The 20,504-nt window shown below is 65.5% G+C and carries 21 protein-coding genes; 5 read left to right on the top strand and 16 right to left on the bottom strand.

Features of this window, described 5'->3' with window-relative positions; genetic code table 11:
• Positions 1-137: 137 nt before the first annotated feature.
• A complete protein-coding gene (locus tag QRN45_RS06665) occupies positions 138-872 on the top strand; it encodes an IclR family transcriptional regulator (protein ID WP_241707526.1) in 735 nt (244 codons plus the stop codon).
• A gap of 156 nt (positions 873-1,028) precedes the next feature.
• Here the strand turns inward: QRN45_RS06665 and QRN45_RS06660 are convergent, their stop codons facing one another.
• From QRN45_RS06660 to QRN45_RS06640, 5 genes are all read right to left on the bottom strand, one after another.
• Complete coding sequence (locus tag QRN45_RS06660; RefSeq protein WP_284762753.1) at positions 1,029-2,441, bottom strand: MFS transporter; 1,413 nt, start codon at positions 2,439-2,441, stop codon at positions 1,029-1,031.
• A 136-nt stretch (positions 2,442-2,577) separates the two neighbouring features.
• Positions 2,578-5,598, bottom strand: coding sequence for an AAA family ATPase (locus QRN45_RS06655; protein ID WP_284762751.1), 3,021 nt, complete (start codon positions 5,596-5,598; stop codon positions 2,578-2,580).
• Entirely contained in the window at positions 5,595-6,794 is a 1,200-nt protein-coding gene (locus tag QRN45_RS06650; protein WP_284762749.1) for an exonuclease SbcCD subunit D, read from the bottom strand. Before QRN45_RS06650 ends, QRN45_RS06655 begins: the two co-directional genes overlap by 4 nt.
• 90 nt (positions 6,795-6,884) lie before the next feature.
• Positions 6,885-7,859, bottom strand: a complete 975-nt coding sequence (locus tag QRN45_RS06645; protein WP_241707433.1) for an MIP/aquaporin family protein — start codon at positions 7,857-7,859, stop codon at positions 6,885-6,887.
• A gap of 140 nt (positions 7,860-7,999) precedes the next feature.
• The gene (locus QRN45_RS06640) at positions 8,000-8,335 is read right to left on the bottom strand and encodes a YidH family protein (protein ID WP_264636582.1); all 336 of its coding nucleotides are present in this window, start codon (positions 8,333-8,335) and stop codon (positions 8,000-8,002) included.
• 91 nt (positions 8,336-8,426) lie between these two features.
• On the opposite strand from QRN45_RS06640, the gene QRN45_RS06635 reads away from it, so the two are divergent.
• Positions 8,427-9,512: an ADP-ribosylglycohydrolase family protein gene (locus QRN45_RS06635; RefSeq protein ID WP_241707431.1), complete on the top strand. Its 1,086-nt coding sequence runs from the start codon at positions 8,427-8,429 to the stop codon at positions 9,510-9,512.
• A gap of 30 nt (positions 9,513-9,542) precedes the next feature.
• Here the strand turns inward: QRN45_RS06635 and QRN45_RS06630 are convergent, their stop codons facing one another.
• The 3 genes from QRN45_RS06630 to QRN45_RS06620 all read right to left on the bottom strand — a co-directional run bounded on the left by QRN45_RS06630 (position 9,543) and on the right by QRN45_RS06620 (position 11,507).
• Entirely contained in the window at positions 9,543-10,082 is a 540-nt protein-coding gene (locus QRN45_RS06630; protein ID WP_241707430.1) for a DUF4395 domain-containing protein, read from the bottom strand.
• 66 nt (positions 10,083-10,148) lie between these two features.
• Positions 10,149-11,174 carry a 3'-5' exonuclease gene (locus tag QRN45_RS06625; protein WP_264636584.1) on the bottom strand — a complete coding sequence of 342 codons (1,026 nt, stop codon included), beginning with the start codon at positions 11,172-11,174 and terminating at the stop codon, positions 10,149-10,151.
• Between the two features lie 72 nt (positions 11,175-11,246).
• Positions 11,247-11,507: a DUF4235 domain-containing protein gene (locus QRN45_RS06620; RefSeq protein ID WP_264636585.1), complete on the bottom strand. Its 261-nt coding sequence runs from the start codon at positions 11,505-11,507 to the stop codon at positions 11,247-11,249.
• Between the two features lie 198 nt (positions 11,508-11,705).
• Between QRN45_RS06620 and QRN45_RS06615 the strand changes: the two genes are divergently transcribed.
• Together QRN45_RS06615 and QRN45_RS06610 are read left to right on the top strand one after the other, a co-directional pair.
• Complete coding sequence (locus tag QRN45_RS06615) at positions 11,706-12,461, top strand: histidine phosphatase family protein (protein ID WP_264637959.1); 756 nt, start codon at positions 11,706-11,708, stop codon at positions 12,459-12,461.
• On the top strand, positions 12,448-13,359 hold the full coding sequence (locus tag QRN45_RS06610; protein WP_264636586.1) for an NAD(P)H-hydrate dehydratase: 912 nt from the start codon (positions 12,448-12,450) through the stop codon (positions 13,357-13,359). Before QRN45_RS06615 ends, QRN45_RS06610 begins: the two co-directional genes overlap by 14 nt.
• A 55-nt stretch (positions 13,360-13,414) precedes the next feature.
• On the opposite strand, the gene QRN45_RS06605 is transcribed toward QRN45_RS06610, so the two are convergent.
• A complete protein-coding gene (locus QRN45_RS06605; protein ID WP_241707426.1) occupies positions 13,415-13,603 on the bottom strand; it encodes a hypothetical protein in 189 nt (62 codons plus the stop codon).
• Positions 13,604-13,641: 38 nt separating this feature from the next.
• Positions 13,642-14,892: an MFS transporter gene (locus QRN45_RS06600; RefSeq protein ID WP_413542331.1), complete on the bottom strand. Its 1,251-nt coding sequence runs from the start codon at positions 14,890-14,892 to the stop codon at positions 13,642-13,644.
• A 187-nt stretch (positions 14,893-15,079) separates the two neighbouring features.
• On the opposite strand from QRN45_RS06600, the gene QRN45_RS06595 reads away from it, so the two are divergent.
• Positions 15,080-15,844: a DedA family protein gene (locus QRN45_RS06595; RefSeq protein ID WP_264637960.1), complete on the top strand. Its 765-nt coding sequence runs from the start codon at positions 15,080-15,082 to the stop codon at positions 15,842-15,844.
• Positions 15,845-15,915: 71 nt separating this feature from the next.
• Here QRN45_RS06595 and rdgB read toward each other — a convergent pair whose 3' ends face one another.
• The 6 genes from rdgB to clpS all read right to left on the bottom strand — a co-directional run bounded on the left by rdgB (position 15,916) and on the right by clpS (position 20,362).
• Positions 15,916-16,557 (bottom strand): RdgB/HAM1 family non-canonical purine NTP pyrophosphatase, encoded by a 642-nt coding sequence (gene rdgB, locus QRN45_RS06590; protein ID WP_241707424.1) that lies wholly within the window; start codon positions 16,555-16,557, stop codon positions 15,916-15,918.
• Entirely contained in the window at positions 16,554-17,312 is a 759-nt protein-coding gene (gene rph / locus QRN45_RS06585) for a ribonuclease PH (protein WP_078108499.1), read from the bottom strand. The genes rdgB and rph overlap by 4 nt, the downstream gene beginning before the upstream one ends.
• Before the next feature lie 96 nt (positions 17,313-17,408).
• Entirely contained in the window at positions 17,409-18,206 is a 798-nt protein-coding gene (locus QRN45_RS06580) for an MBL fold metallo-hydrolase (RefSeq protein WP_284762746.1), read from the bottom strand.
• Entirely contained in the window at positions 18,203-19,291 is a 1,089-nt protein-coding gene (murI, locus tag QRN45_RS06575; RefSeq protein WP_264636588.1) for a glutamate racemase, read from the bottom strand. The genes QRN45_RS06580 and murI overlap by 4 nt, the downstream gene beginning before the upstream one ends.
• Before the next feature lie 104 nt (positions 19,292-19,395).
• Complete coding sequence (locus QRN45_RS06570) at positions 19,396-19,962, bottom strand: DUF2017 domain-containing protein (RefSeq protein ID WP_078108497.1); 567 nt, start codon at positions 19,960-19,962, stop codon at positions 19,396-19,398.
• The gene (clpS, locus tag QRN45_RS06565; protein ID WP_078108496.1) at positions 19,955-20,362 is read right to left on the bottom strand and encodes an ATP-dependent Clp protease adapter ClpS; all 408 of its coding nucleotides are present in this window, start codon (positions 20,360-20,362) and stop codon (positions 19,955-19,957) included. The genes QRN45_RS06570 and clpS overlap by 8 nt, the downstream gene beginning before the upstream one ends.
• Positions 20,363-20,504: the final 142 nt, after the last annotated feature.

Genomic DNA, 20,504 nt, shown 5'->3' with positions numbered 1-20,504 from the left:
TTCTAGGAGATTGTTCTATATATGGATTTGTTCTATATTTGAACAACAAATTCTCATAAAGAACCATAGTCTCTTGCGTGTCACAGCACAAGACGGCGGGCAAGCCGCGTTAGACCCAACATAGGATGGAGCGCATGATGTCTCCCAGCGCCGCTAAGAGCCTGCAGGAAACGACGGCGACAGTCTCGCCGTCGCAGACCCTCTCCCGGGGCATCCAGGCCCTCGAAATCCTGGCGGCTGCCGAGCGCCCCCTGACCATTGCGGAACTCGCCGGCGCCTTGGGTGTTCATCGTTCGGTGGCCTACCGGATCCTCCGCACGCTTGAGGATCACTCCCTGCTGGTGCGCGACGACGCCGGACGTGTCCAGCCCGGGCCCGGACTTGCGGTGCTGGCCAGGGGTGTCTCCCGCGACCTCCAGACGGCCGCCCTTCCGGAGCTGACCCAGCTTGCCAACACCCTGAACATGACGGCTTTCGTCGCGGTCTGGGACCATCAGGACTGCGTCACGCTGGTCACGGTCGAGCCGCGCCACTCGGCCGCCACCCTGGCACAACATCCCGGCACGCGCCACCCCGTGAACACCGGGGCGCCTGGGATCGCCATCCAGTCCACCATGAGCAAGGAAGAATGGGCCGTCCGCGCTCCTGGCCTGCCCTATCGCCCGGAAGCATCCGAAGCCCGCAGGCTCGGCTACGCGGCAAGCCACGACGAGGTCATCGCCGGATTGTCTTCCCTCGCCGCCCCAATCCAGGTGCCGGGTGGGCGGCCCGCCGCGATCGCCGTCGTCTACATCCGCCGCGAACAGGACCAGGCCGCCGTCGGCGAAGCACTGGCAGCGAGCGCGGCCCGCATAGGGGCCCAGCTGGCGTAAGGACCCGCCCGTGGGCTCCAGGCAACGGACCCCGCCGATGGGCTCGCACCGTCCCCTTCCAACGCTCGCTCACTTATGAGGCCGAAACCGGCAACGCTCGTGCAGATGATCTGAAAGAGGGTTCCCCGAAAGCGGCCCATAAGTGAGCGGGCGTCGTTAGTGCTGGGTGCTTGGCTTGCGCCGAAGGACCAGTCCTGCAACGATGCCGAGCACCAGAAGCGCGCCCGAAGCAGCGGTCGACACCACAAATGCGGCGCCCGGACCCTGCGTCTGGGCCAACTGGCCGGCAAGATAGGCGCCCAACGCAGTACCTGCCACGATGCCGCTCGCCAGGGCGGTCATCACGGTTGCCATCCGACCTGCCGGAGCCACGACTCCCCCGATGCGGAAGACGGTCACCATGACGGGTCCCACGGGGATTCCGAGCACCAAGAGAACGATGGCCATCGGCCAGATCCCGGCGGGGAGGAACAACAGCAGCGAGAAGGCCGTCATCGCGGCCGCGGCGAGCACCCAACGGATGGCCAGGCCGAAGCGCCGCGGCCAATAGGCAACGGACAGCGCGGCGACGGCGGAGCTCAGGCCCATGACGGAATACATCAGTCCCGCAATCTCCGCCGTGGCGAACTGGGCGGAGAAAGCGCTCAACGCATTCTGGGTTGCCCCGAAGAATGTTCCCATGCAGACCATGGCCAGCACAGGAACGGCGACCTTCAGCCACGCCAAGGCACCCGACTTCCGCTCGGCAGGGATGCTCACGACGCCGGTGCGCGCCTTGCGCTTTGCCGGCACCACAGCCAATTGCGAGGGATGGACGGCGAAGGCCGGTACGAGAGTTGCTGTCAGGACGGCCGCCAATGCGAGCGGAAGCCAAGGGGCCACGAGGCTGGCGAGAATGCCGACCAACGCCGGACCCAGGACGAAAGTGACTTCGTCCGCGGTGCCCTCGTAGGACAAAGCGGTGTCCAGGTCTGCGCGGCTGGACGCCACACTTCCGTGACCCGTGGGATTCGCCCCGACTCCAGTGTTCGGATTCCGTGGATTCAAGTTCCCGGCAGTCAGCGCCATCCACCGGACACGGGCCATGGGCCCCACCTGCGGGCAACTCGCTCCGGCCAGGAACGCAGTCAGCAAAATGGCGGCCGCGTCCGTGGGGGTGCTGAAATCGGGCGTCAGGTACGCGGCAACGAGCAATGCAATGACTGTCACCGCATTGACAGCCGCGGCTACGAGCAGGACCGGGCGCTGCCCTGAGCGGTCAGCGAGCGAACCGAGCACCGGTGCTCCCAAGGCCGATCCGATACCGACGGCTCCCGCGGCGAGGCCGCCGATGGCGTAGGAATGGCTGACGGCCGTGACGAGGGTGAGGGTGCCGACAGTCAGCATGGCGAGGGGCAGCCGTGCGAAGAGTCCCAACGGCAGGAAGTTCCGGCCGGCGAGCTCAGGCAGGCGGGCGAAGCGGCCAGGCAGACGCGAACGACGGGGCGCGGCCTTCGGGGGCGCGGATGGAACTGAAGAGGCAGCCTGCAGTGCGGTGCTCGCCGTGGAGTTCTGTGGGGAGGAGTTCATGATTCCGGGTTCGCTGAAAGGTGCGCATCGTCCCTCCTCCCGATGCGCGCGACCCGGTGTAACCCTCCAAGTCTACCGGACGGCTGTGCCTTTTCCAGCGGGCCGGGTCCTGCGGGAGCGCCTCAAACCGGCATTGTCAGGCCGCCGCGGCGTCGACGATCCGCACAGTGGAGCCATTCCGGTTCTTGGTCACTTGCAACTGGCTGCCGATTCTCTGCTTCATCTCGGCAACGTGGCTGACAAGCCCCACTACCCTGCCGCCGTCGCGCAGTCCTTCGAGCGCATCCATGACCTGCTCAAGGGATTGCTTGTCAAGGCTCCCGAAGCCCTCATCCACGAACAAGGTCTCGATGTCCACGCCTCCGGCTTCGTGCTGGACCACATCCGCGAGCCCGAGGGCCAACGCGAGCGAAGCCATGAACGACTCCCCGCCGGACAGCGTTGCGGTGTCCCGCCGCTGGCCCGTCCACTCGTCCACGACTTCCAGGCCCAGGCCGGATTTCGCGCCGCGTGCTGCCCTGGCGTCGGTGTGTTGCAGGGTGTACCGGCCATCGCTCATGGCGATCAGCCGCTCCGAGGCCGCAGCCGCGACCTGTTCAAGGCGAGCGGCCAGGACATAGCTGTTGAGACTCATTTTGTAACCGTTGTCACCTGCCCCCCTGGCGGTCTCGGCGAGTTCGTTGAGAACCCGGGCGCGTTCGCGGGGGCCGCGCCCGGCGTCGGCAGCCTCTTCGTACTGCGAGCGGATTGCGGCCAGGCTGGTCACGGTCCGTGCAGCCAGCCCGGCAGATAGAGCCAAACGGCGGGCCGTTTCTTCGCTTTGCCCGGCCTCCTGTTCGAGGGCGGCAAGCTCGACGGCGGTCAGGGGCACCTCTCCGATCTGCGCTTCCTTTGCGGCGAGCACGAGGTCCTCGGATTCGAAGAGTTCCGCGAGTCTTGCGTTCTCGGTCTCGGCGGCCCTGATGGCTTCCTCAAGCCTGGCGGCATGCTGCTCGTCGAGGATTTCGAGCCGCGCAGCCTCCGCGGTCTCGAACCCGTTCGCCGAAAGGGCGCGGTCCAAAGCTGTGGACGCATCATCCACAGCCTCCCGGGCACGTTCCAGCTGGACGCCCGCGGCCACAGCCGATTGCAGGAGATCGCGTTGCGCGGTCAATGCCTCTATCCGGCTGCGTAGCGTGTCGAAGCCATCACGGAGACCGCCAAGCATGGCGTCCAAGGCCTCACGTTGCTCGTCCAGCAGAACCATGGTGGATTCGGCCTGAGCCGCTGCAGTGTCCTCCCGGAGTTGTTCCTCCTCCAAACGGGAAATACGCTCCGCGGTGCGTGCGAGGTCTGCCTTGACCCGTTCAAGCCCTTCGACGGCGGAACGCGCCGAAGCCAGGGCGTCTTTGGCCCGCGCCTCCGCCGCAGCAGCTTCCTTCGGATCGATGTCTCCGCCCTGGGCGGCGAGTACGGCGACTTCCTGCTCGGCGGACGCGAGCTCGGCCGAAGCCTGAAGCAGTTCGTGTTCGCTCGCGTCATAGCGTTCGTGGGCGGATTGCTCTTCCTCGGCAAGTGCCAGCGCGGTGAGCCCGGCAGCCGCCGGCGATGGGTGCTCGGCGCTTCCGCACACCGGGCAGGCGTCGCCATCCCGCAGCTTTGCGGCGAGCTCGCCGGCGGCATTGGCCAGCCGGGACTCGCGGAGATCCAGCCAGAGTTGGCGAAGGTCTTGGGAAAGCGCCCGGGCCAACGCGTGGCGCTTCACTGCCGCGGCCAAGGAATCCCGGGCGATGGCGTAACGGGCTACGGTCTTGACGGTGTTCCCCGCTGCTGCTGCTTCGCCTTCGCGGACGGGCAGCCCCACAGCGGCCGTTTCCAGCGGGGCCAGTTCACCCTCCAAGGCAATTGCCTCGCCACGGAGGCCGGCCAAAGCAAGGGCGCGTTCGGCTTTGGCCGACTCGCGCTGCCCTGCCGCCAAGGTGAGTGCGTCCAGCCTGGCACTGATGTCCTCGAGCTTTTGTTCGTCCCCGATCCGGGCTTCCACGACCGCCATCGTTTCGTGGATCCTGGCGAGGGACGTGCCGGGGTCGCTTGGGTCCAGGGCGGCGGCACGAAGCTTCGCCGTCGCCGACTCTGCCGTTGAGCCCGCCAGGCCGAGGGCGTTCGTGGCGCGGTCTACGGCGTCGAGCTGTCCGCCGAGTACGGCGGCTCTCCGGTGGCGCCCGAGCCGCTCGCGGGTTTCCCGCACTTCGCCCGCGCTCGAGGAGAGCACTTCGCGCCGTCGCGTGGCGGCGTCGAGCTTCGCGTGCCGTTGGACCCGTTCCCGGGCGGAGGTGAGCTTGTCTGCCAGGTGAAGCCGGACGGCATCGGCAGTGCCGGCGGCTTGCTGCCGCGCCAAAGATTCGGCCCGGGCCAGGGCTTCAAGGTTCCCGAGCCGGAGTTCAGGCGCGGGCCCACTGGATCCTTGACCATCAAGATCCGCCGTGTCGGCCTCTTCAATGCCAAGTTGGGCGTACTCCGACTCCGCCCTTTGCACGAGCAACTCCAGGACGTTCCGGTTGTCCTCCACTTGCGCGCGCGCGGCGTTTGCCTGGAGTGCCAACTGTTGCTCGATCGCTTCAAAGCGCTGGGTTCCGAAGAGCTTCTGCAGAAGATCGAGCCGGTCGGATGCCTTGGAACGCAAGAAGGCCGCGAAGTCCCCCTGCGGGAGCATGACCACCCTGGTGAATTGTTCCCGGTCCATCCCCAGGACGTCACCGATTTCCATGCCGGCTTCGTCGTTGCGCGAGGTCTTTTCCTCCCACGAGCCGTTGACCCGTTCGCGCAGGAGGGTTTTGGCCTGCTGGGTGGTGAAGCCCTTGCGTCCACGGGCGCTTGGCCTGTCCCAGGCCGGGGAACGGGTAATCTCAAAGCGCCTGCCCCGCGCCGAAAATTCGCAGACAACCCGCGGCTCCGCAGCCGGCTCCGCGTGGTCGCTGCGCAAGCGTTTGCCATCCTGGCGGGCGCCCGGCACGGAGCCATACAACGCAAAGCAGATGGCGTCGAGCACGCTTGTCTTTCCTGCACCCGTAGCACCGTTCAAGAGGAACAAACCTTGGGCCCCCAGCTGGTCGAAGTCAATCGACTGAAGTCCGGCAAACGGCCCGAATGCCTCAATGTCGAGTCGGTGGATTCTCACAGCTCTGCTCCTTCCAGCCGGACTGCTTCCAAGGCTTCACGAAGTGCGGAAAGTTCGGTCTCGTCAGCGGGCCTTCCCCGCACATGGTCGAGGAAGCCGCAGCACACACCCAGATCGTCCTCGGCTTCGGCAAGCCTGCTGCTGTAGCTGGCCTTGACCCTTCCGGCGGCGTCTTCGGGGTCAAAGCCCAGCACCAGGGTGTCCGGGAACCGGACACGCAATTGTTCCATGGCCTGCGCCGGCCGCGCTGAGTCCGTGAGGGTGATCTGGCAATACGCAGTCTCGGCCCAGGAATATTGCTCCGACTCCAAAAGCTCCGCAAGCTTCCCGCGGAGGATCGCCAGCTCCCGAGGAGCTGTCCACAGTACTTCCTCGACGCCCTCAACACCGTCGATGCCTACGTCAATCAACCATGCACCCTTCCGGTGCTTGGCTTCGGAGAACGAGTACGCCAGCGGCGAACCCGAATACCGGACGTGCTCCGAAAGTTCCTGGCGCCCGTGCAAGTGCCCCAGGGCCGTGTAGCCGAAGCCATCGAAGAGATCCAGGGGCACTGCCCCCAAACCGCCGATGCTCAGATCGCGTTCGCTGTCCGAGGTAATGCCGCCGCTCGCGAAGGTGTGTGCCAACACCACGGAGTGCACCGGGCCTGCTTCGCTTCTCCGGACAATGTCCTCACGGATGAGCTGCACCGCGGCTTGGGTGACGTCAAAATGACTTGCGGTTTGAGTACCGAGCCGTTCGGAAACAAGCCTCGGTTCGAGGTACGGAATGCCGTAGATGGCGAGCACCGGCGCGCCGGCCTGGGCTGCGTTGTCGTTGCTGTCGCTGTTGCTATCCAAGGGGAACAGGACGGGAGAATCGAGGTCCTCCACGCGGGTCCTCAAATGGACTCCTCCGCGCTCCAGCAGGCGTGAAGCGAACCCGAGGCGGATCGCGGAATCGTGGTTGCCGCTTGTCAGCACCACCTTGGCCCCGGCGTCCGTGATGCGCACGAGGGCGTCGTCCAGAAGCTTGACGACATCCAGGCCGGGGAGGGCGCGGTCGTAGACGTCGCCCGCAATCAGGACGACGTCCACCGACTGCTCGCGGATGACTGCCAGCATCTGCTCGATGAAGTTGCGCTGGGCATCGAGCATCCCGACGCCATGGAACGATCGTCCAAGATGCCAATCCGACGTGTGCAAAAGCCTCATGTTTTCACGCTAAGCGGAGGCACGGACATTAATGGTGCGGCGCGGCGGCACCGGCCGTAACTGGGCGTTCCCGGCAGCTGAATCCCTGCGTCAGCCCCGCTTGCCATCGAAGAATTCACGGGCCGGGTCGACGACGGGCTTCTCTTCGACGGGTGCCGCGGCGGGGGCTTCGGCAGGCTCATCGACGGGCGTCGGAACGGGCTCGGAAACGTCGGCCGCACTTTCCGGAAGGGCCGGGTCAGCGTCGTCGTCGGACTTTTCATCCCAGGCGTCGGACGGCAACGATTCTGCGTCCTCAGAAATTGCGGGTTCCTCGACCTCGGTCACAGCCGCAGGAGTCGACTCGCCGAACCCTCGGAAGATGAGGCCGGCGATCGCGGCGCCCACGAGCGGTGCGACCCAGAAGAGCCAAAGCTGCTCCACCGCCCAGCTTGAGCTGAAGACGGCGGACGCAGTGGCACGGGCCGGGTTGAAGGCGAGATTGCCGGTGGATTGACCCAGCTGCAGCAGGACTGCGACGGTCAGGCCGACTGCGAACGGCGCGGCGAGTTTGCTGGGATTGCGCCGGGCGGTTACCCCCAGGAAGACCCCCACCAGGAGTGCAGCGCCGAGGACCTCTACGAGCATCACACCGGTCACCGGAACCTGGAAGGGGGAATGCGCACCGAAACCCGACGTCGAGGTTTCAAAGACGGCTCGGCTATCCGGGATATTTGGCACAGTCCGTACGACGGCGAAGAGCGCCAAAGCGCCCAAGAGGCCGCCCGCAATCTGGGCCCCCACGTATGCGGCCCCATCAACGAGCTTCATCCGGCCGGCAACCAGGTGGCCAACCGTGATGGCCGGGTTGAAGTGGCCGCCCGACAGGTAACCGAAAGCAAGCATGGCCGCGGCGACAGTCAGGCCGCTTGCCAGCGAGGCCGGCATCGGAACCGCCTGGGGGTTGATGAAGATCAACACACCCAAGCCAACAACCACAAGGAACAGCGTCCCCAGAGCTTCAGCGAACGACCGGGCAAGGAGCCCGGGGCCGCGGGAGGAGGGAATGGACACAGTCGTGGTCATCTCGAGGGATTCCTTAATTCGAAGTTCGGGTTCTCTTTTGCGGAGGCGAATGCTCCAGCCAGGGCAACGCCACGCGGCGGACCGCATCCTTGCCCCGCAGCATCGTGTCAGCCCAGTCTGGACGCTTCCTGAATCCGAGCCTAGCCGCCCAACGCGATTGCGGCGACCGCAGCGCAGGCGAGGGCGGTGATGGACAGGGCGCTTGCAATCATCAAGAACGGCAACGCCTGGTCGTTGCGCATCGCCGCCTCCATCTGCGCCCACCTCCGGGAGGCAAGGGTCGCGAGCCCCGCGCCGATGATGGACAGCACCACGCACAAGACAATGCGCACGGGCTGCGGCGCGATGTTCCGAGCAAGCTGGTCGATGGCGACAGCACCGGCCCGCAGCGCCAACGAAGTACGGATCCACGCAAAAAAGGTCCGCTCATTTGCGAGGGAGAATCTGTAGTCCGGAGTTTTTCGGTTTTCCGCCACGCGGGTTCACGCATCACTGCCTCCTGGTTCGCGAGCCACCGAATAAGCGGGCAGGTGAAGAGCGACGAAGCAGCCACGGTAAATTACCACTATGAGTGCTGAACCGTCCCCCTCCGCCGTGCCATCCTTCGAGTCCCGCGTCCGCGGGTGCCTGTTGGGTGGTGCCTTGGGTGATTCGCTTGGCTACGCCGTCGAGTTCGACGACGTCGCCACCATCCGTTCGCGCTTCGGCGCCGCAGGCCTCACCTCTTTCGGCCAGCTCGACGGCGGCAGCCACTTCTCGGACGACACCCAGATGACGCTGTACACCGTCGACGGCATCGTGGAGGCCCTCGAATGGGCCAACGACGGCGTCGCGGCGGATGAAACGGCGTGCCTCTGGCTGGCCTACCTGCGATGGCTCGCGACCCAGGGCATCGTGTTGCCGTCGTCAGCCCCTGTTCCCCAACCGCGGTGGATCGACAGCCAGGAGGTCCTCCGGCATCGCAGGCATCCGGGCAAGGCCTGCCTGAGCGGACTCGCCACGGGCCAGATGGGGACCAAATTTCGGCCCGTCAATCCGGAATCGAAGGGCTGCGGCACGGTCATGCGGTCCGCTCCCTTCGGCCTGGTCCCGCACATTTCCGAAGCCACCGTCTACAAGCTGAGCACTGATGCCGCATCGTTGACTCACGGACACCCTTCAGCCCGGCAAACTGCCGGTGCCTTCAGCGTCCTCGTACACAAACTGACAGCGGGTTCCGATCCACGGACCGCGGCCGAACATGCCCTGGGCGTGGTGTCGGCATTGCCCGATGCGGCTCCCGAACTCCTCGAGCGGCTCCGCCAGGCGCTGGAGATGTCCTCGGCCGGCACCCTGCTCAGCCCGGAAGAACTCACGGCGCACCTGGGCGAGGGCTGGGTGGCGGAGGAGGCACTCGCCGTCGGACTCTATGCGGTGCTGGCAACCGGCGCCACCGCCGGGGGCCAGCTGGATCCGGCCGCCCATTTCCGCCAGGCCATAGCCGTGGCGCTGAACCACAGCGGTGACAGTGACTCCACCGCGTCGATCGCGGGCAATATCCTCGGGGCATTCCATGGCGAAGAAGCTTTGCCCTCGGACTGGCTTGAAGCCCTTGAGGCCCCTGAGGTCATCCGTGGCATGGCGCAACGGCTTATCGCTGTCACCGTGGGCTAGGTGGCCGGAGGCCCAAAACCAATGAGCGCGTCAAACCCGGCGAAGCGCGATGTTGTTGCACGCTTCGCACACGTCTTCGGGGATAAGTCCGTGCTTCTGCAGGAAACCAAAGATGGCGCAGCCCAGGCAGAATCCCGCAAACGATTCAAGGGACGCCGCGACAATCAGCAAGGCGAGCAGGATCCAGGCGCCCAAGGCGAAACCGGCGAAGAACAGGACCACGGCGGCCGTGCTGAGCGCAGCGCCGATTCCCTGTGCGAATCGCTTGGGCGGCCCCGGGACAAGCTTGGCCGGCCCCACCCGGGGGGCCAGCAATTTGACGGATAGCACAGCGAACGGCGAGATCCTCGGACCGAACAACACCCGCAGCCAGAACCCTGCCGCGATCAGCACGAGTCCCCCACCGAGGCCGCTCAGGAGGGTGGCAACTGCCGCAAGAACCACGAGCCCGGCCGTGATCCTGGCGGCATACTCATTGACCGGATTGGGGAAGGCGAAGGCGGCGCGCCATCGGCTGCCTGCCGGAGCTGCGGTGAACCCTGCGGTATCGGCCTGTTTTCCCTGTGCCATGGCTCAAGGCTAGGAGCGCTGCTACACAACAGGAAGCTTTGTTGCTCCGTGTGAATTTTGCGGCCGCTAGCGTCCGCCGACCATCTGCAGGAACTCACCCTCGGAAAGTACCTCGATCTGCTGGCCTCGGCTGTGCAGCTCAAGGACCCGCTTTGCTTTGCCCGTGAGGCGGCCGTTCCGGAGATCGCCGGCAACAAAGCCGTCGCCTACCACCAGGACCGTTGTCCTTCCGGTCACACGGCTTTCCGGGCTCGCTCCCATCTCCGCTGCCCGCTGTTTCGCTTCCGGCCGGGCCATCGCAAGCTCGCCGGTGAAAACGACTGTCTGCCCGAAGAGCGGGTGGCCCGGTTCCGCTGCGGGGTTGGGCGCCGGGTTGTCGCCTTCTTCAGGCCAATTGCCCCAGGCGCGTCCAAGCTGGCCGGCGCCATTCCCGACGCCGGACCCGCCAGCGACCGCGCTGCGCCCTCCACCGACGGCCGCGAGCGCGGCGAGGGTTTGCTTGGAGAGTCCGTCTCCGGGCTGGAAAGCCTGTTGCCGGGGTATGGCCAGGCCGAGGGACAAGTAGAGCTCGGCGATGCTGTTGGCGTTGTTCCGGTGCGCGATGTCCACCAGGATTCCGGCGCAGGCCCGGGCGTCTTCGGCGGCGTCGTGGTGGTTCACGAGGGGAACGCCGGCCTCCTCCGCCGCGTAGGGCAAGGAATTGGACACCAAGGAGTAGCACCGCCGGGACAACATCACCGTGCAGACGTACTCGTAAGCGGGGCCCGGCAGACCGGAGACTTCGAGCCCGGAACGGATGACGCCGAGATCGAATGCCGCATTGTGGGCGGCAAGGATATCGTCGCCGATGAAAGCGCCGATTTCGGGGAAGACTTCGCCAAAGCGTGGAGCCCCGGCGACGTCCTCGGCGCGGATGCCGTGGATCCGGGTGTTGTGGTACTCGAAGTGGTCATGGTTTACCGGAGGCCGCATGAGCCATGAAGCTTCCTCCACCACGACGCCGCCGCGGACCTTGCTGAGGCCGACCGAGCACGGAGAACCCCTGAAGCCGTTCGCAGTCTCAAAGTCGATCGCCGTAAAGTCCAATGCCACTGGTCAAGGTTACAGGTGGAAAGGGATCCGCATGGCGCAGCAGGGGTTGTTGGCCTTGTCACCTGCAAACGTTCAGACCTCGTCCGCCGTCTTCTGCAGCCTGATCAACGCCTTCTTGGTTGTCCTTTGGGTCAGGACGTGGATGACCGCCCCTACGGCGCCCCCAGCGAAGGCGAACAGCACCACGCCGGGCAGGGAGTCCTCCAGATTGGTTGCATCCTTCGGCGCGGAATTCCCGGTGGACTTGCTCCAGATGGCCTCCAGGGCCTTGTTCGCCGCCATTCCGGCACCCATGCCCACAACCAGGCCAAGTAGTTTGATCAGGACGTTCATTTTGCTCCTCCCCATGTCAACTCAAGCATCGCGGAATAATAAGCATGCTTAGCAGTAGCATAGACCCAAGGGAAGGACGCGGCGCCGAACTTGGCTAGACGCCGTCCTCCGGCGACGCCGATGACCGTGTGGCTATCGGGGCGACACCGAAGCAGTCCGGTCCCTGTCTCGACGAAGGAGATTCTTGTGAGCGAAAGCATGCGGGCACTATCCGGCCATGGAGCCGTCGAGCTGATCCTGGTGCGTCACGGGGAGAGCCTGGGAAACGTAGCAGCCTCGAAGGCTGGACTGTCCGGCGCGGAAGTCATTGAGGTCCCGGCGCGGGATGCCGACGTCGACCTGTCCCCCCTCGGTTACGAGCAGGCCACCGCTCTCGGTAGTTCGTTCAGCCGGCTCCCACCGTCGCAGTGCCCGGACGTGGTCTTGTGCTCTCCGTACGCCCGGGCGCGTCGCACCGCGGAAATGGTCGTAGGGGCGGCGGGCTGGAAGGTGTCGCTCCTCGTGGATGAGCGGCTCAGGGACCGCGAGCTTGGCGTCCTGGACATGCTGACCGCCAAGGGAGTGGAGCTGAGGCTGCCCGATGAGGCCCGGCGTCGCCGATGGTTGGGGAAGTTCTACTACAGGCCTCCGGGTGGCGAGTCCTGGACCGATGTCGCGCTGCGGCTGCGGAGCTTTCTCTCCGATCTTGAACAGATCTCCGGAAGAGAACGGGTCCTCGTGGTCGGCCATGACGCCGTCATCCTGCTTTTCCGGTACCTTCTGGAGGGGCTTTCCGAACAGGAACTGCTGGATATAGCCGGCACAAACACCATTCTGAACGCTTCCGTTACGCGGTATATCCGCGCCGAAGGTCACGGCCCCTGGACGCTGCAGAGCTTCAATATCGCAGACCATCTCCTGGAGCAAGGAGTCACGCTCACCGAGCACGGGAGCGACGCCGATGTCCGTCCGTGACCTGCCGGCCATCCCGGTAACCCCCACCCTTTTGCGAAGCTGGCCGCTGCCGGCACCAGGTTCGGACAAGCTCGATCGGGGGACGGTGCTGGTCGTAGGTGGGAGCCGCAAAACACCGGGGGCCGCCCTCCTCGCCGGCACCGCCGCGCTTCGTGCCGGCGCGGGCCGCCTCACGCTTGCCGTTGCTGAATCCACGGCCGTTGCTTTGGCAGTCGCCCTGCCGGAGGCAGGGGTGATCGGCTTGCCCGAAACGTCCTCCGGCTCCGTCCGTTCGACAGCCCACGAGGCGTTGCAGCCGGAACTGGAATCAGCGGAAGCAGTGCTGATCGGGCCTGGCCTTGATGACGCGGACGAGACGGCCCAACTGCTCCGGAACCTTGTAGTCAAGGAACGGATCCACGGGAACCAGACGATTGTCCTCGATGCTTACGCACTGGGGGTCCTGAGGGGACTCTTGCCTGATATCCAGCCATGGGCCGGGCATCTCATCCTGACTCCGAACCTGACCGAGTTGGGCCTGCTCCTCGGGCAGGATCCTGAAGACATCCGCAACGACATCGCCGAAGTCTCCCACCAGTACCAGGCGGTGGTCAGTTGCCAGGGCGTCATTGTCCAACCCCCGAACACCGGCCCGGCGGATACAGCCGGGTCCACGGATTGCTGGGAGATCACCACCGGTTCCGGAGGACTTGGAACGTCCGGTAGCGGAGACGTCCTGGCCGGCACCATCGCCGGACTCCGGGCCCGCGGAACGACGGATGCGCAGGCAGCCTGCTGGGGTTCGCACCTCCATGCCGCAGCCGGGGACAGGCTGGCCAGCCGGAAAGGAAGCCCCGGATACCTCGCCCGGGAACTTGCCGACGAACTACCGCCCCTCATGATGGAACTGAACACATGATGGAACGGGGTCTTTCGGCATCACGCGGTCAGTTGCCGGATGCCTGTCCGGAGAATCAGCTTCCGGTCTCTTCGGGGGTTTCCCGGGCGCGCTCTTCATTAGGGTTTTCAGAGCTTTCATCCGGGATGAAGTCCGGGTCCACCTTGACGCCCGGGCTTTCGCCCGGGATAGTCTTGCCCGCCTTGTCCCGGGCTTTCCCTTCCTCTTCCCGCCCATGGCGCCTTGGCGCACGCTCTTCGTTCATGCGCCCAAGGTAGCCCCGCCGGAGGAAGCTGGCGAGGCCTAGCGCCCGCGCTTCGCGATGGAGCGGGGCCGATTCTCCCGGGGACCGGCGGGGTAGCCGCCGCGGCGGCTGGCCAGGATGATTGCGAGCGCTGCCGCCGTCGGGACGGCTGCAGCTAGCGGCACCCACAGGGCTCCGACAGTAGTCAGGGCCAGGGCGCCAAATCCGGCGCCGACGGCGATGCCTAGTTGAATGGTCACCACGGTCAAGCCGTTCGCGGCGTCCTTGTGCTCTCCGCCGGCGCGAAGGATTGCTGCCTGGTTGTAGATGCCGACGGCCCCGAAGGCGGTTCCCCACACGGTCACGAGCACGAGCTCACCCACCCACGTGCCGCCAAGCAGCGGCAAGAGGCCGAAGGCCAGCACCAGCAGGGCGACCGCGGAAATCAGGGAGCGCCGCGGATGGGAATCCGCAGTGAGGCCGGCAATCCAGATCCCCACGAGGCTGGCGACCCCCACCACGGACAGCGAAATGCCCGTGAAGGCATCCGGCAGGCCGGAGACATGGAGGAACGGCGCGATGTAGGTGAAGAGGGTGAAGTGGCCCAAAAGCAAGAGCGGCCAGGCTGTAGCCACCGCGATCACGCCGGGGAGCTTCAGGGCCCCGCGGAGCGTCGGCGTCGTAGTACTGTCCTCGTCGGGGGTGCCAGGAAGCAACCAAATAGCCAGGAACGCGAGAACCGCACCGACTCCGGCCAGAATAAGGAAGGAGGCGCGCCAGCTGAGGACCGAGCCCATGAGCGTGCCGATCGGGGCGCCGACGGCCAGCGCGATGCTGTTACCGCTGAAGACCATGGCCATTGCTTTTCCGACGGAGCGCGCTGGAACGATCCTGGCGACGTAGGGGGCCATGCTTGACCACAGCATCCCGTGGGCCACGCCTCCGAGGAGCCTTGCCGCAACTGCCAATCCCAGGCTCGGGCTCGACGCCAACAGGACATTGCTCAGCGCGAACGCGAGCACGGTGCCGATCAACAACGCCTTACGGGGGACTCGTCCGCCGAGGAGCCTGGACAGGGGAAGGGCCGTGAAGACGATGACTGCGGCATAAGCGGCCGTCAGGGAGCCAACGGCCGATTCGTCTACCCCCAGGTCCCTGCTGATCTGCGGCAGCAGCCCGGACGGGAGGAGTTCCGTAGTCACTGCGGTGAAGCCTGCTGCGGCGAGGATCAGGAGACCGCCCCACGGGAACACCGGAGCTGACGCAGGAGCGACCGTGGCCGCTGTCCTGGGAATTGCTACGTCGCGCATCAAACGTTCTTCCTCGTCATTCATGGTCAGTTGGCTGCGGACGCAGAAGTTCTCGTCTCTTCTCTCCACGTCCACCACGCTACGCATGTCGGGCGATTGGTGGCAGTGTCTGTCAGACACCCCCAGGCACAGTCGCAAGGGCCCGACGGCGGTTGTCCCGTACCCTTGAAGGGTGACCCTTTCTGCGATGAACGACTTTGCCGTATCCGCTTTGGGGGGTGCAGGGCAGGTGCAGCCGCATATGTCCGCGCTCCTCCCCGACTGGCTGAACCCCCAGGTCTTCCTGGCCGACCCCGCATTGGCCCCATGGGTAGTCCTGCTCGTGTGCGGCATTGTGTTCGCCGAAACGGGACTCCTGGTGGGCTTCTTCCTGCCTGGCGACTCGATGCTCTTCACCGCCGGGCTCCTCGTCGCCACGGATACCATCAAGTTCAATATCTGGGCTCTTGCCGCCCTCATCGTCGTTTCTGCGATCATCGGCAACCAGAGCGGCTACCTCATCGGCTCCAAAGCCGGACCGGCCATCTTCAACAAGCCTGATTCCAAGCTGTTCAAGCGGGAGAACGTCGAGAGCGCGCACGCCTTCTTCGAAAAGCACGGTGGCAAGGCCCTGGTCCTTGCCCGCTTCGTTCCGATCATCCGCACCTTCGTCCCGGTGATTGTCGGCGTCGCCCAGATGGACAAGCGCAAGTTCTTCATTTTCAACGTCATCGGGGCGGCGCTCTGGGGCGGCGGCGTCACGCTGCTCGGCTACCTGCTCGGCGACAAGGTCCCGTGGGTCCGGGACAACCTGGACATCATCTTCGTGGTCATCGTGCTCCTCTCAGTGGTCCCCGTGGCCGTCGAGGTCCTCCGCGGCATCCTGGCAAAGCGCAAAGCCACGGACCGGGGCGCGCAACCCACCGAGGAGTTCGTCGACGGAAGCGACGCCGGAAAGCACGGCGAGCGCTAAACCCGCTGACTTATAGGAAAGGCACCCTGCAGTTGCGGGGCGCCTTTTCCGGTTAATGCCGGGCGGGAGTATTAGCGCAAGGCGTCCACGATGGCCGGTAGCAGCGCCCTGAACGCCTTGCCACGGTGGCTGATGGCGTTCTTCTCCTCGGAACTCAGCTCCGCGCAACTGCGGTCCAGCCCCTCGGGCTGCAGCACGGGGTCGTACCCGAATCCGCCCGCGCCGCGCGGTTCGCGCAACAGAGTGCCTTCCAGCTGTCCGTACTCGACCACCTCGCGCGCCCCGCCGTCGACGGCGGCCGGTACAGCGAGCGCCGCGGCGCACACGAACGCGGCTCCCCTGTGGGCGTCGGGGACGTCGGAGAGTTGCGCCAGCAAGAGCTCGAGGTTGGCGGCATCGTCACCGTGCCGGCCGGACCAGCGGGCCGAGAAGATGCCCGGCGCTCCGCCCAGGACGTCCACGGCCAGTCCCGAGTCATCGGCGATTGCCACCATACCTGTGGCTTCAGCCACGGCCCGTGCCTTGAGGAGGGAGTTCTCGGCAAACGTCACGCCGGTCTCGGCAACATCGGGAGCGCCGGCTGCGGCCGCATCGACCACTTGGGTATCGACGTCGAGTCCTGGCACTTGCCCCCTGAGGAGTTCCCGGAGTTCGCGCAGTTTTCCCTTGTTGTGGGTGGCGAGAACGAGCCGCGGCGTGGTCGACCCGCTCACGGGGCCTCGGCCAGGGTCTCGCGCTGGATTGCCGCCAGCTCGCCGGTGCCGATCAGGGCAAGGTCCAGCAAGGCATTCAGTTCGTCGCGGTCGAAGGGGGCTCCCTCCGCGGTGCCTTGCACTTCAACGAACTTGCCGGAGCCCGTGACCACCACGTTCATGTCGGTTTCCGCGCGGACGTCCTCCACGTACGGCAGGTCCAACATCGGGATGCCATCGATGATTCCCACGGAAACCGCAGCGATGGTGTCGATCAGCGGCTGTGCGTTCTTCGCGATCATCTTGTTCTCGCGGGCGAAGCGGATCGCTTCGGCGAGCGCCACGTAGGCGCCGGTAATCGCCGCGGTGCGCGTGCCGCCGTCGGCCTGCAAGACATCGCAGTCCAGCACGATCGTATTCTCGCCCAGGGCCTTGGTGTCGATGATGGAACGCAGCGAGCGGCCGATCAGGCGCGAAATTTCGTGCGTGCGTCCGCCGATCCTGCCCTTGACGGACTCACGGTCGGAACGGGTGTTCGTGGCCCGCGGCAGCATCGCGTACTCGGCCGTGACCCAGCCGCGGCCTTCGCCCTTAAGCCAGCGCGGAACGCCCTCGGTCAGGGAAGCCGTGCACAGCACCCGGGTGTTGCCGAATTCGATCAGGGCAGAACCTTCGGCCTGCTTGGACCAGCCGCGGGTGATGCTGATGGGACGGAGTTGATCGGGTGTGCGGCCGTCGGCACGGATGACGGGGACAGATGTGGCTTCGGAAGTCATACTGCAAGCTTAGCGATCCCGTGGCCCTCGCCGGACAGCACAGTTGGACTGCGCCATCGGACGACGCAGCCGGATCCCGTCGTCGGGCGGCGGCCTTCAGACGGTGTAGTGGACTCCGGCAACCGCGACGGCGACATCGCCGGCGAACTCGGGCCGCGCCTCGGCCATGACTTTGGTCTGCGATGTCCAGACCGGGATATGGGTCAGCAGGAGGCGTCGGGCTCCTGCTGCCGTCGCGGCCTGGCCCGCCCGTTTGCCGGTCAAGTGCACATCCTTGATGCCGTCGTCGCGCCCTTCTTCGAAAGCGGCCTCGCACAGGAAGAGATCGGCGTTGCGGGCGGCGTCTTCGAGTCCGGCGCACGAGTCGGTGTCTCCCGAGTACGTGAGGACCCGGCTCACGGCTTTGCCGTCTTTGTCCGGCTCTGTGACCTCCACGCGCAAGGCGTAGGCCTCTTCCACCGGGTGGTTCACGGCGTACGATGTCACGGTGAACGGCCCGAGTTGAACGGATTGGCGTTCACTCCAGTTGCTGAAGTCGAATTCCTCGTGCATTCCCGGGTCCAACTCCAAACCGTAGGCGGTGGCCATACGGTCTGCTGTCGCGGCGGGACCCCAGACGGGGATCCTCTCCCGTCCCCAGCCACCCGGCTTCCAGCGGACGGCCACGTGCAGTCCGCAGAGATCCATGCAGTGGTCCGGGTGCAAGTGGGTCAGGAAGATGGCGTCGATATCTTCGAGGTCGGTGTAGCGCTGGATGGCCCCGAGGGCACCGCTGCCAAGGTCCATGACGATCTTCCACTGGCGCTCACCGTCGTGCGCCGTCAGCAGATAGCACGACGCCGGAGAGCCGGGACCGGGGAAGGAACCCGTGCAGCCAACAATGGTCAGTTTCACTGGATGCGGCCCCCGCGGGCCGCGCCGAATTCGTTCATGGTGAATGCTGCAGGATCAACGAAATTGGACGTCCTCGCATGATGGCCGCCGGCGCGGGCGGCCTCCAACATTTCCGGAGTGATCCGCGCGAGGCTTCCGGTCGGGTATTGGGCGGCCACGTGGTCCACGTGGCGTACGGACAGGACCTCCGGGCCGAGGAAACGGCGCGCCAGGGTTTCGAATTGGACAGCGTCGCCCGTGGCCATGAAGTCGTGCCGCGGCACACCGGGATCGGTCCTCTGGATCCCGTGGGTGGCCAAGGCGCGGTAAACGTCTTTGGCGGTCTCCTCGGCGCTCGACACAAGGGTGACGTCTTCCCCCATGACGAAGGAGATCACGCCGGTGAGCAAGGGATAGTGCGTGCAGCCCAACACCACGGTGTCCACGCCTGCGTCCCTGAGCGGCTCCAGGTATTCGTGGGCCGCGGCCAGCAGTTCGGGACCGGTGGTGATGCCGGCTTCCACGAAACTCACGAATTCCGGACAGGCCACCGAAGTGATCGTCAGGTCCGGCGCCGCGGCGAAGGTGTCCTCGTAGGCCCGGGAACCCACTGTGGCGGATGTCCCGATGACGCCGATCCGGCCGGATCTTGTCGCGGACACAGCGCGGCGGACTGCGGGCTGAATGACCTCGATGACGGGAATCCCGTAACGGGCCGTATAGCGTTCGCGGGCATCGCGCAAAACCGCGGCCGAAGCCGAGTTGCAGGCGATGGTCAGGAGCTTGACACCGGAGTCCACGAGCTCGTCCATGACGCCAAGCGCATTGGCCCGGACTTCGGCGATGGGGAGCGGCCCGTACGGTCCGTTGGCAGTGTCCCCCACATAGATGATCGACTCATGGGGCAGCTGGTCGATGATGGACCGTGCCACGGTCAGTCCGCCGACACCGGAATCGAAGACACCGATGGGGCGTGATCCCAGCAAGGGGTTGTGTGCCTGGCTGTTCAGTGATTCCGGCTTGCGCAGCGAATCCGGCTTGCGCTGTGATTCCCGCGCGGCGGCGGCGCTCTCCCCACCCGATACCGGGTCCGATGCTGAGTTCATGATTCTAGAAGAATAAGCCAAGGCATGTGCTGCAGCCATGACATGTGGCGGGGGCCTCGTGTCTGTTTTGTCACACGGAGGCCCACAAGGCCCGGCAATTCCACTCAGGGCTTCCGGTCCATCGAGGTCATCATGGCCTGGACCAACGATTCCTGGAGCCACGTGGTGAAGTTGTAGACGAGCGCCAGGTAGCTCTCTACGTCTTCGGCCTGGGACCAGTCCTGCATGGCGTGGACATGGTCGGCATCCGCTTCGTCGCGGATATCGAGGCGCTCCGCCAGCACCAAACGGACATCGTTGAGGGCCATGGACCAAAGCTTCGCCTCCTCCGGGGTGAGGACGAGCTCGTTTCGGTCCAGGCCCATCGCGGCGGCCCGGAGGGCGCCGATTTTTCCTTCCCTCAGCGAGCGCTCGGTGAGCTGGCGGAACTCGAGGGACGCGGCGTCGTCGTTCTTCATGACGTTCGGCAACAGCCGCAAAAGGGCTCGGTCGGACGGTTCCTTGACGTCCATGTCCAGGCCGATCAAGGCCGTCAGGGGATCTTCGTTCCTCGACAGCTCCGGCTCGAGCATTGAAATGACGTCATCCAGGAGTCCGCGCAGGAGATCGCGCTCGGCGGGCTCAAGGTACCCGGTGATGCCTTTGAGTCCGTACTTGAAAGCCTTAGCCACGTGCGCCGCCCTTGCGTCCCCGGCCGTCGCCGCTGCTTGCCTTTTCAACTGTTGCCCACAAACCATAGCCGTGCATGGCAACCGCGTGCTGCTCCACTTGTTCCTTGCCACCGTACGCCACGATGGACCGGCCCTTCTTGTGGACCTCAAGCATGAGCTTGTTGGATTTTGCCTCGGAATAGCCGAAGTAGCTTTGGAAGACGTAGCTCACGTAGCTCATGAGGTTGACGGGATCGTTCCAGATCACGAGGTTCCAAGGGATGTCAGCGGCGCTGAGGAGGTCGGTGGACGACTGCTCCGAGATGTCCGTCCGTTCTTTTCCCTTTAAGCCTGCGTCTGTGACTGTGTTGCTGGCTGAATAGGTGCCGGGGGCTGTGCCGGGGCCGACGGTAGTGGTCATCTGTCCATTCTAATGGTGGCGCTTGCACGCACGGCGGCGAGGGCCCCGCGTTGAGCGCAGCGAGACGTGGGAGCCGCTGGATGGGCCCACGGCGGCGAGGGCCCCGCGTTGAGCGCAGCGAGACGTGGGAGCCGCTGGATGG

This window comes from Arthrobacter sp. efr-133-R2A-63 (genome assembly GCF_030209795.1).
In the GTDB taxonomy this organism is placed as follows: domain Bacteria; phylum Actinomycetota; class Actinomycetes; order Actinomycetales; family Micrococcaceae; genus Arthrobacter; species Arthrobacter bambusae_A.
Note: the sequence above shows the minus strand (reverse complement) of the source record. Positions and strands in the feature narration are given on the sequence as shown.

Bases quoted from the DNA above. Each gene is read 5' to 3' on its own strand.
- clpS (WP_078108496.1), bottom strand. From the start codon at position 20,362: ATGACCACTACCGTCGGCCCCGGCACAGCCCCCGGCACCTATTCAGCC.
- QRN45_RS06665 (WP_241707526.1), top strand. From the start codon at position 138: ATGTCTCCCAGCGCCGCTAAGAGCCTGCAGGAAACGACGGCGACAGTC.
- rph (WP_078108499.1), bottom strand. From the start codon at position 17,312: ATGACTTCCGAAGCCACATCTGTCCCCGTCATCCGTGCCGACGGCCGC.
- QRN45_RS06635 (WP_241707431.1), top strand. From the start codon at position 8,427: ATGAGTGCTGAACCGTCCCCCTCCGCCGTGCCATCCTTCGAGTCCCGC.
- QRN45_RS06620 (WP_264636585.1), bottom strand. From the start codon at position 11,507: ATGAACGTCCTGATCAAACTACTTGGCCTGGTTGTGGGCATGGGTGCC.
- QRN45_RS06600 (WP_413542331.1), bottom strand. From the start codon at position 14,892: ATGCGCGACGTAGCAATTCCCAGGACAGCGGCCACGGTCGCTCCTGCG.
- QRN45_RS06615 (WP_264637959.1), top strand. From the start codon at position 11,706: ATGCGGGCACTATCCGGCCATGGAGCCGTCGAGCTGATCCTGGTGCGT.
- QRN45_RS06660 (WP_284762753.1), bottom strand. From the start codon at position 2,441: ATGAACTCCTCCCCACAGAACTCCACGGCGAGCACCGCACTGCAGGCT.
- QRN45_RS06610 (WP_264636586.1), top strand. From the start codon at position 12,448: ATGTCCGTCCGTGACCTGCCGGCCATCCCGGTAACCCCCACCCTTTTG.
- QRN45_RS06595 (WP_264637960.1), top strand. From the start codon at position 15,080: ATGAACGACTTTGCCGTATCCGCTTTGGGGGGTGCAGGGCAGGTGCAG.
- QRN45_RS06645 (WP_241707433.1), bottom strand. From the start codon at position 7,859: ATGACCACGACTGTGTCCATTCCCTCCTCCCGCGGCCCCGGGCTCCTT.
- QRN45_RS06650 (WP_284762749.1), bottom strand. From the start codon at position 6,794: ATGAGGCTTTTGCACACGTCGGATTGGCATCTTGGACGATCGTTCCAT.
- QRN45_RS06605 (WP_241707426.1), bottom strand. From the start codon at position 13,603: ATGAACGAAGAGCGTGCGCCAAGGCGCCATGGGCGGGAAGAGGAAGGG.
- murI (WP_264636588.1), bottom strand. From the start codon at position 19,291: ATGAACTCAGCATCGGACCCGGTATCGGGTGGGGAGAGCGCCGCCGCC.
- QRN45_RS06630 (WP_241707430.1), bottom strand. From the start codon at position 10,082: ATGGCACAGGGAAAACAGGCCGATACCGCAGGGTTCACCGCAGCTCCG.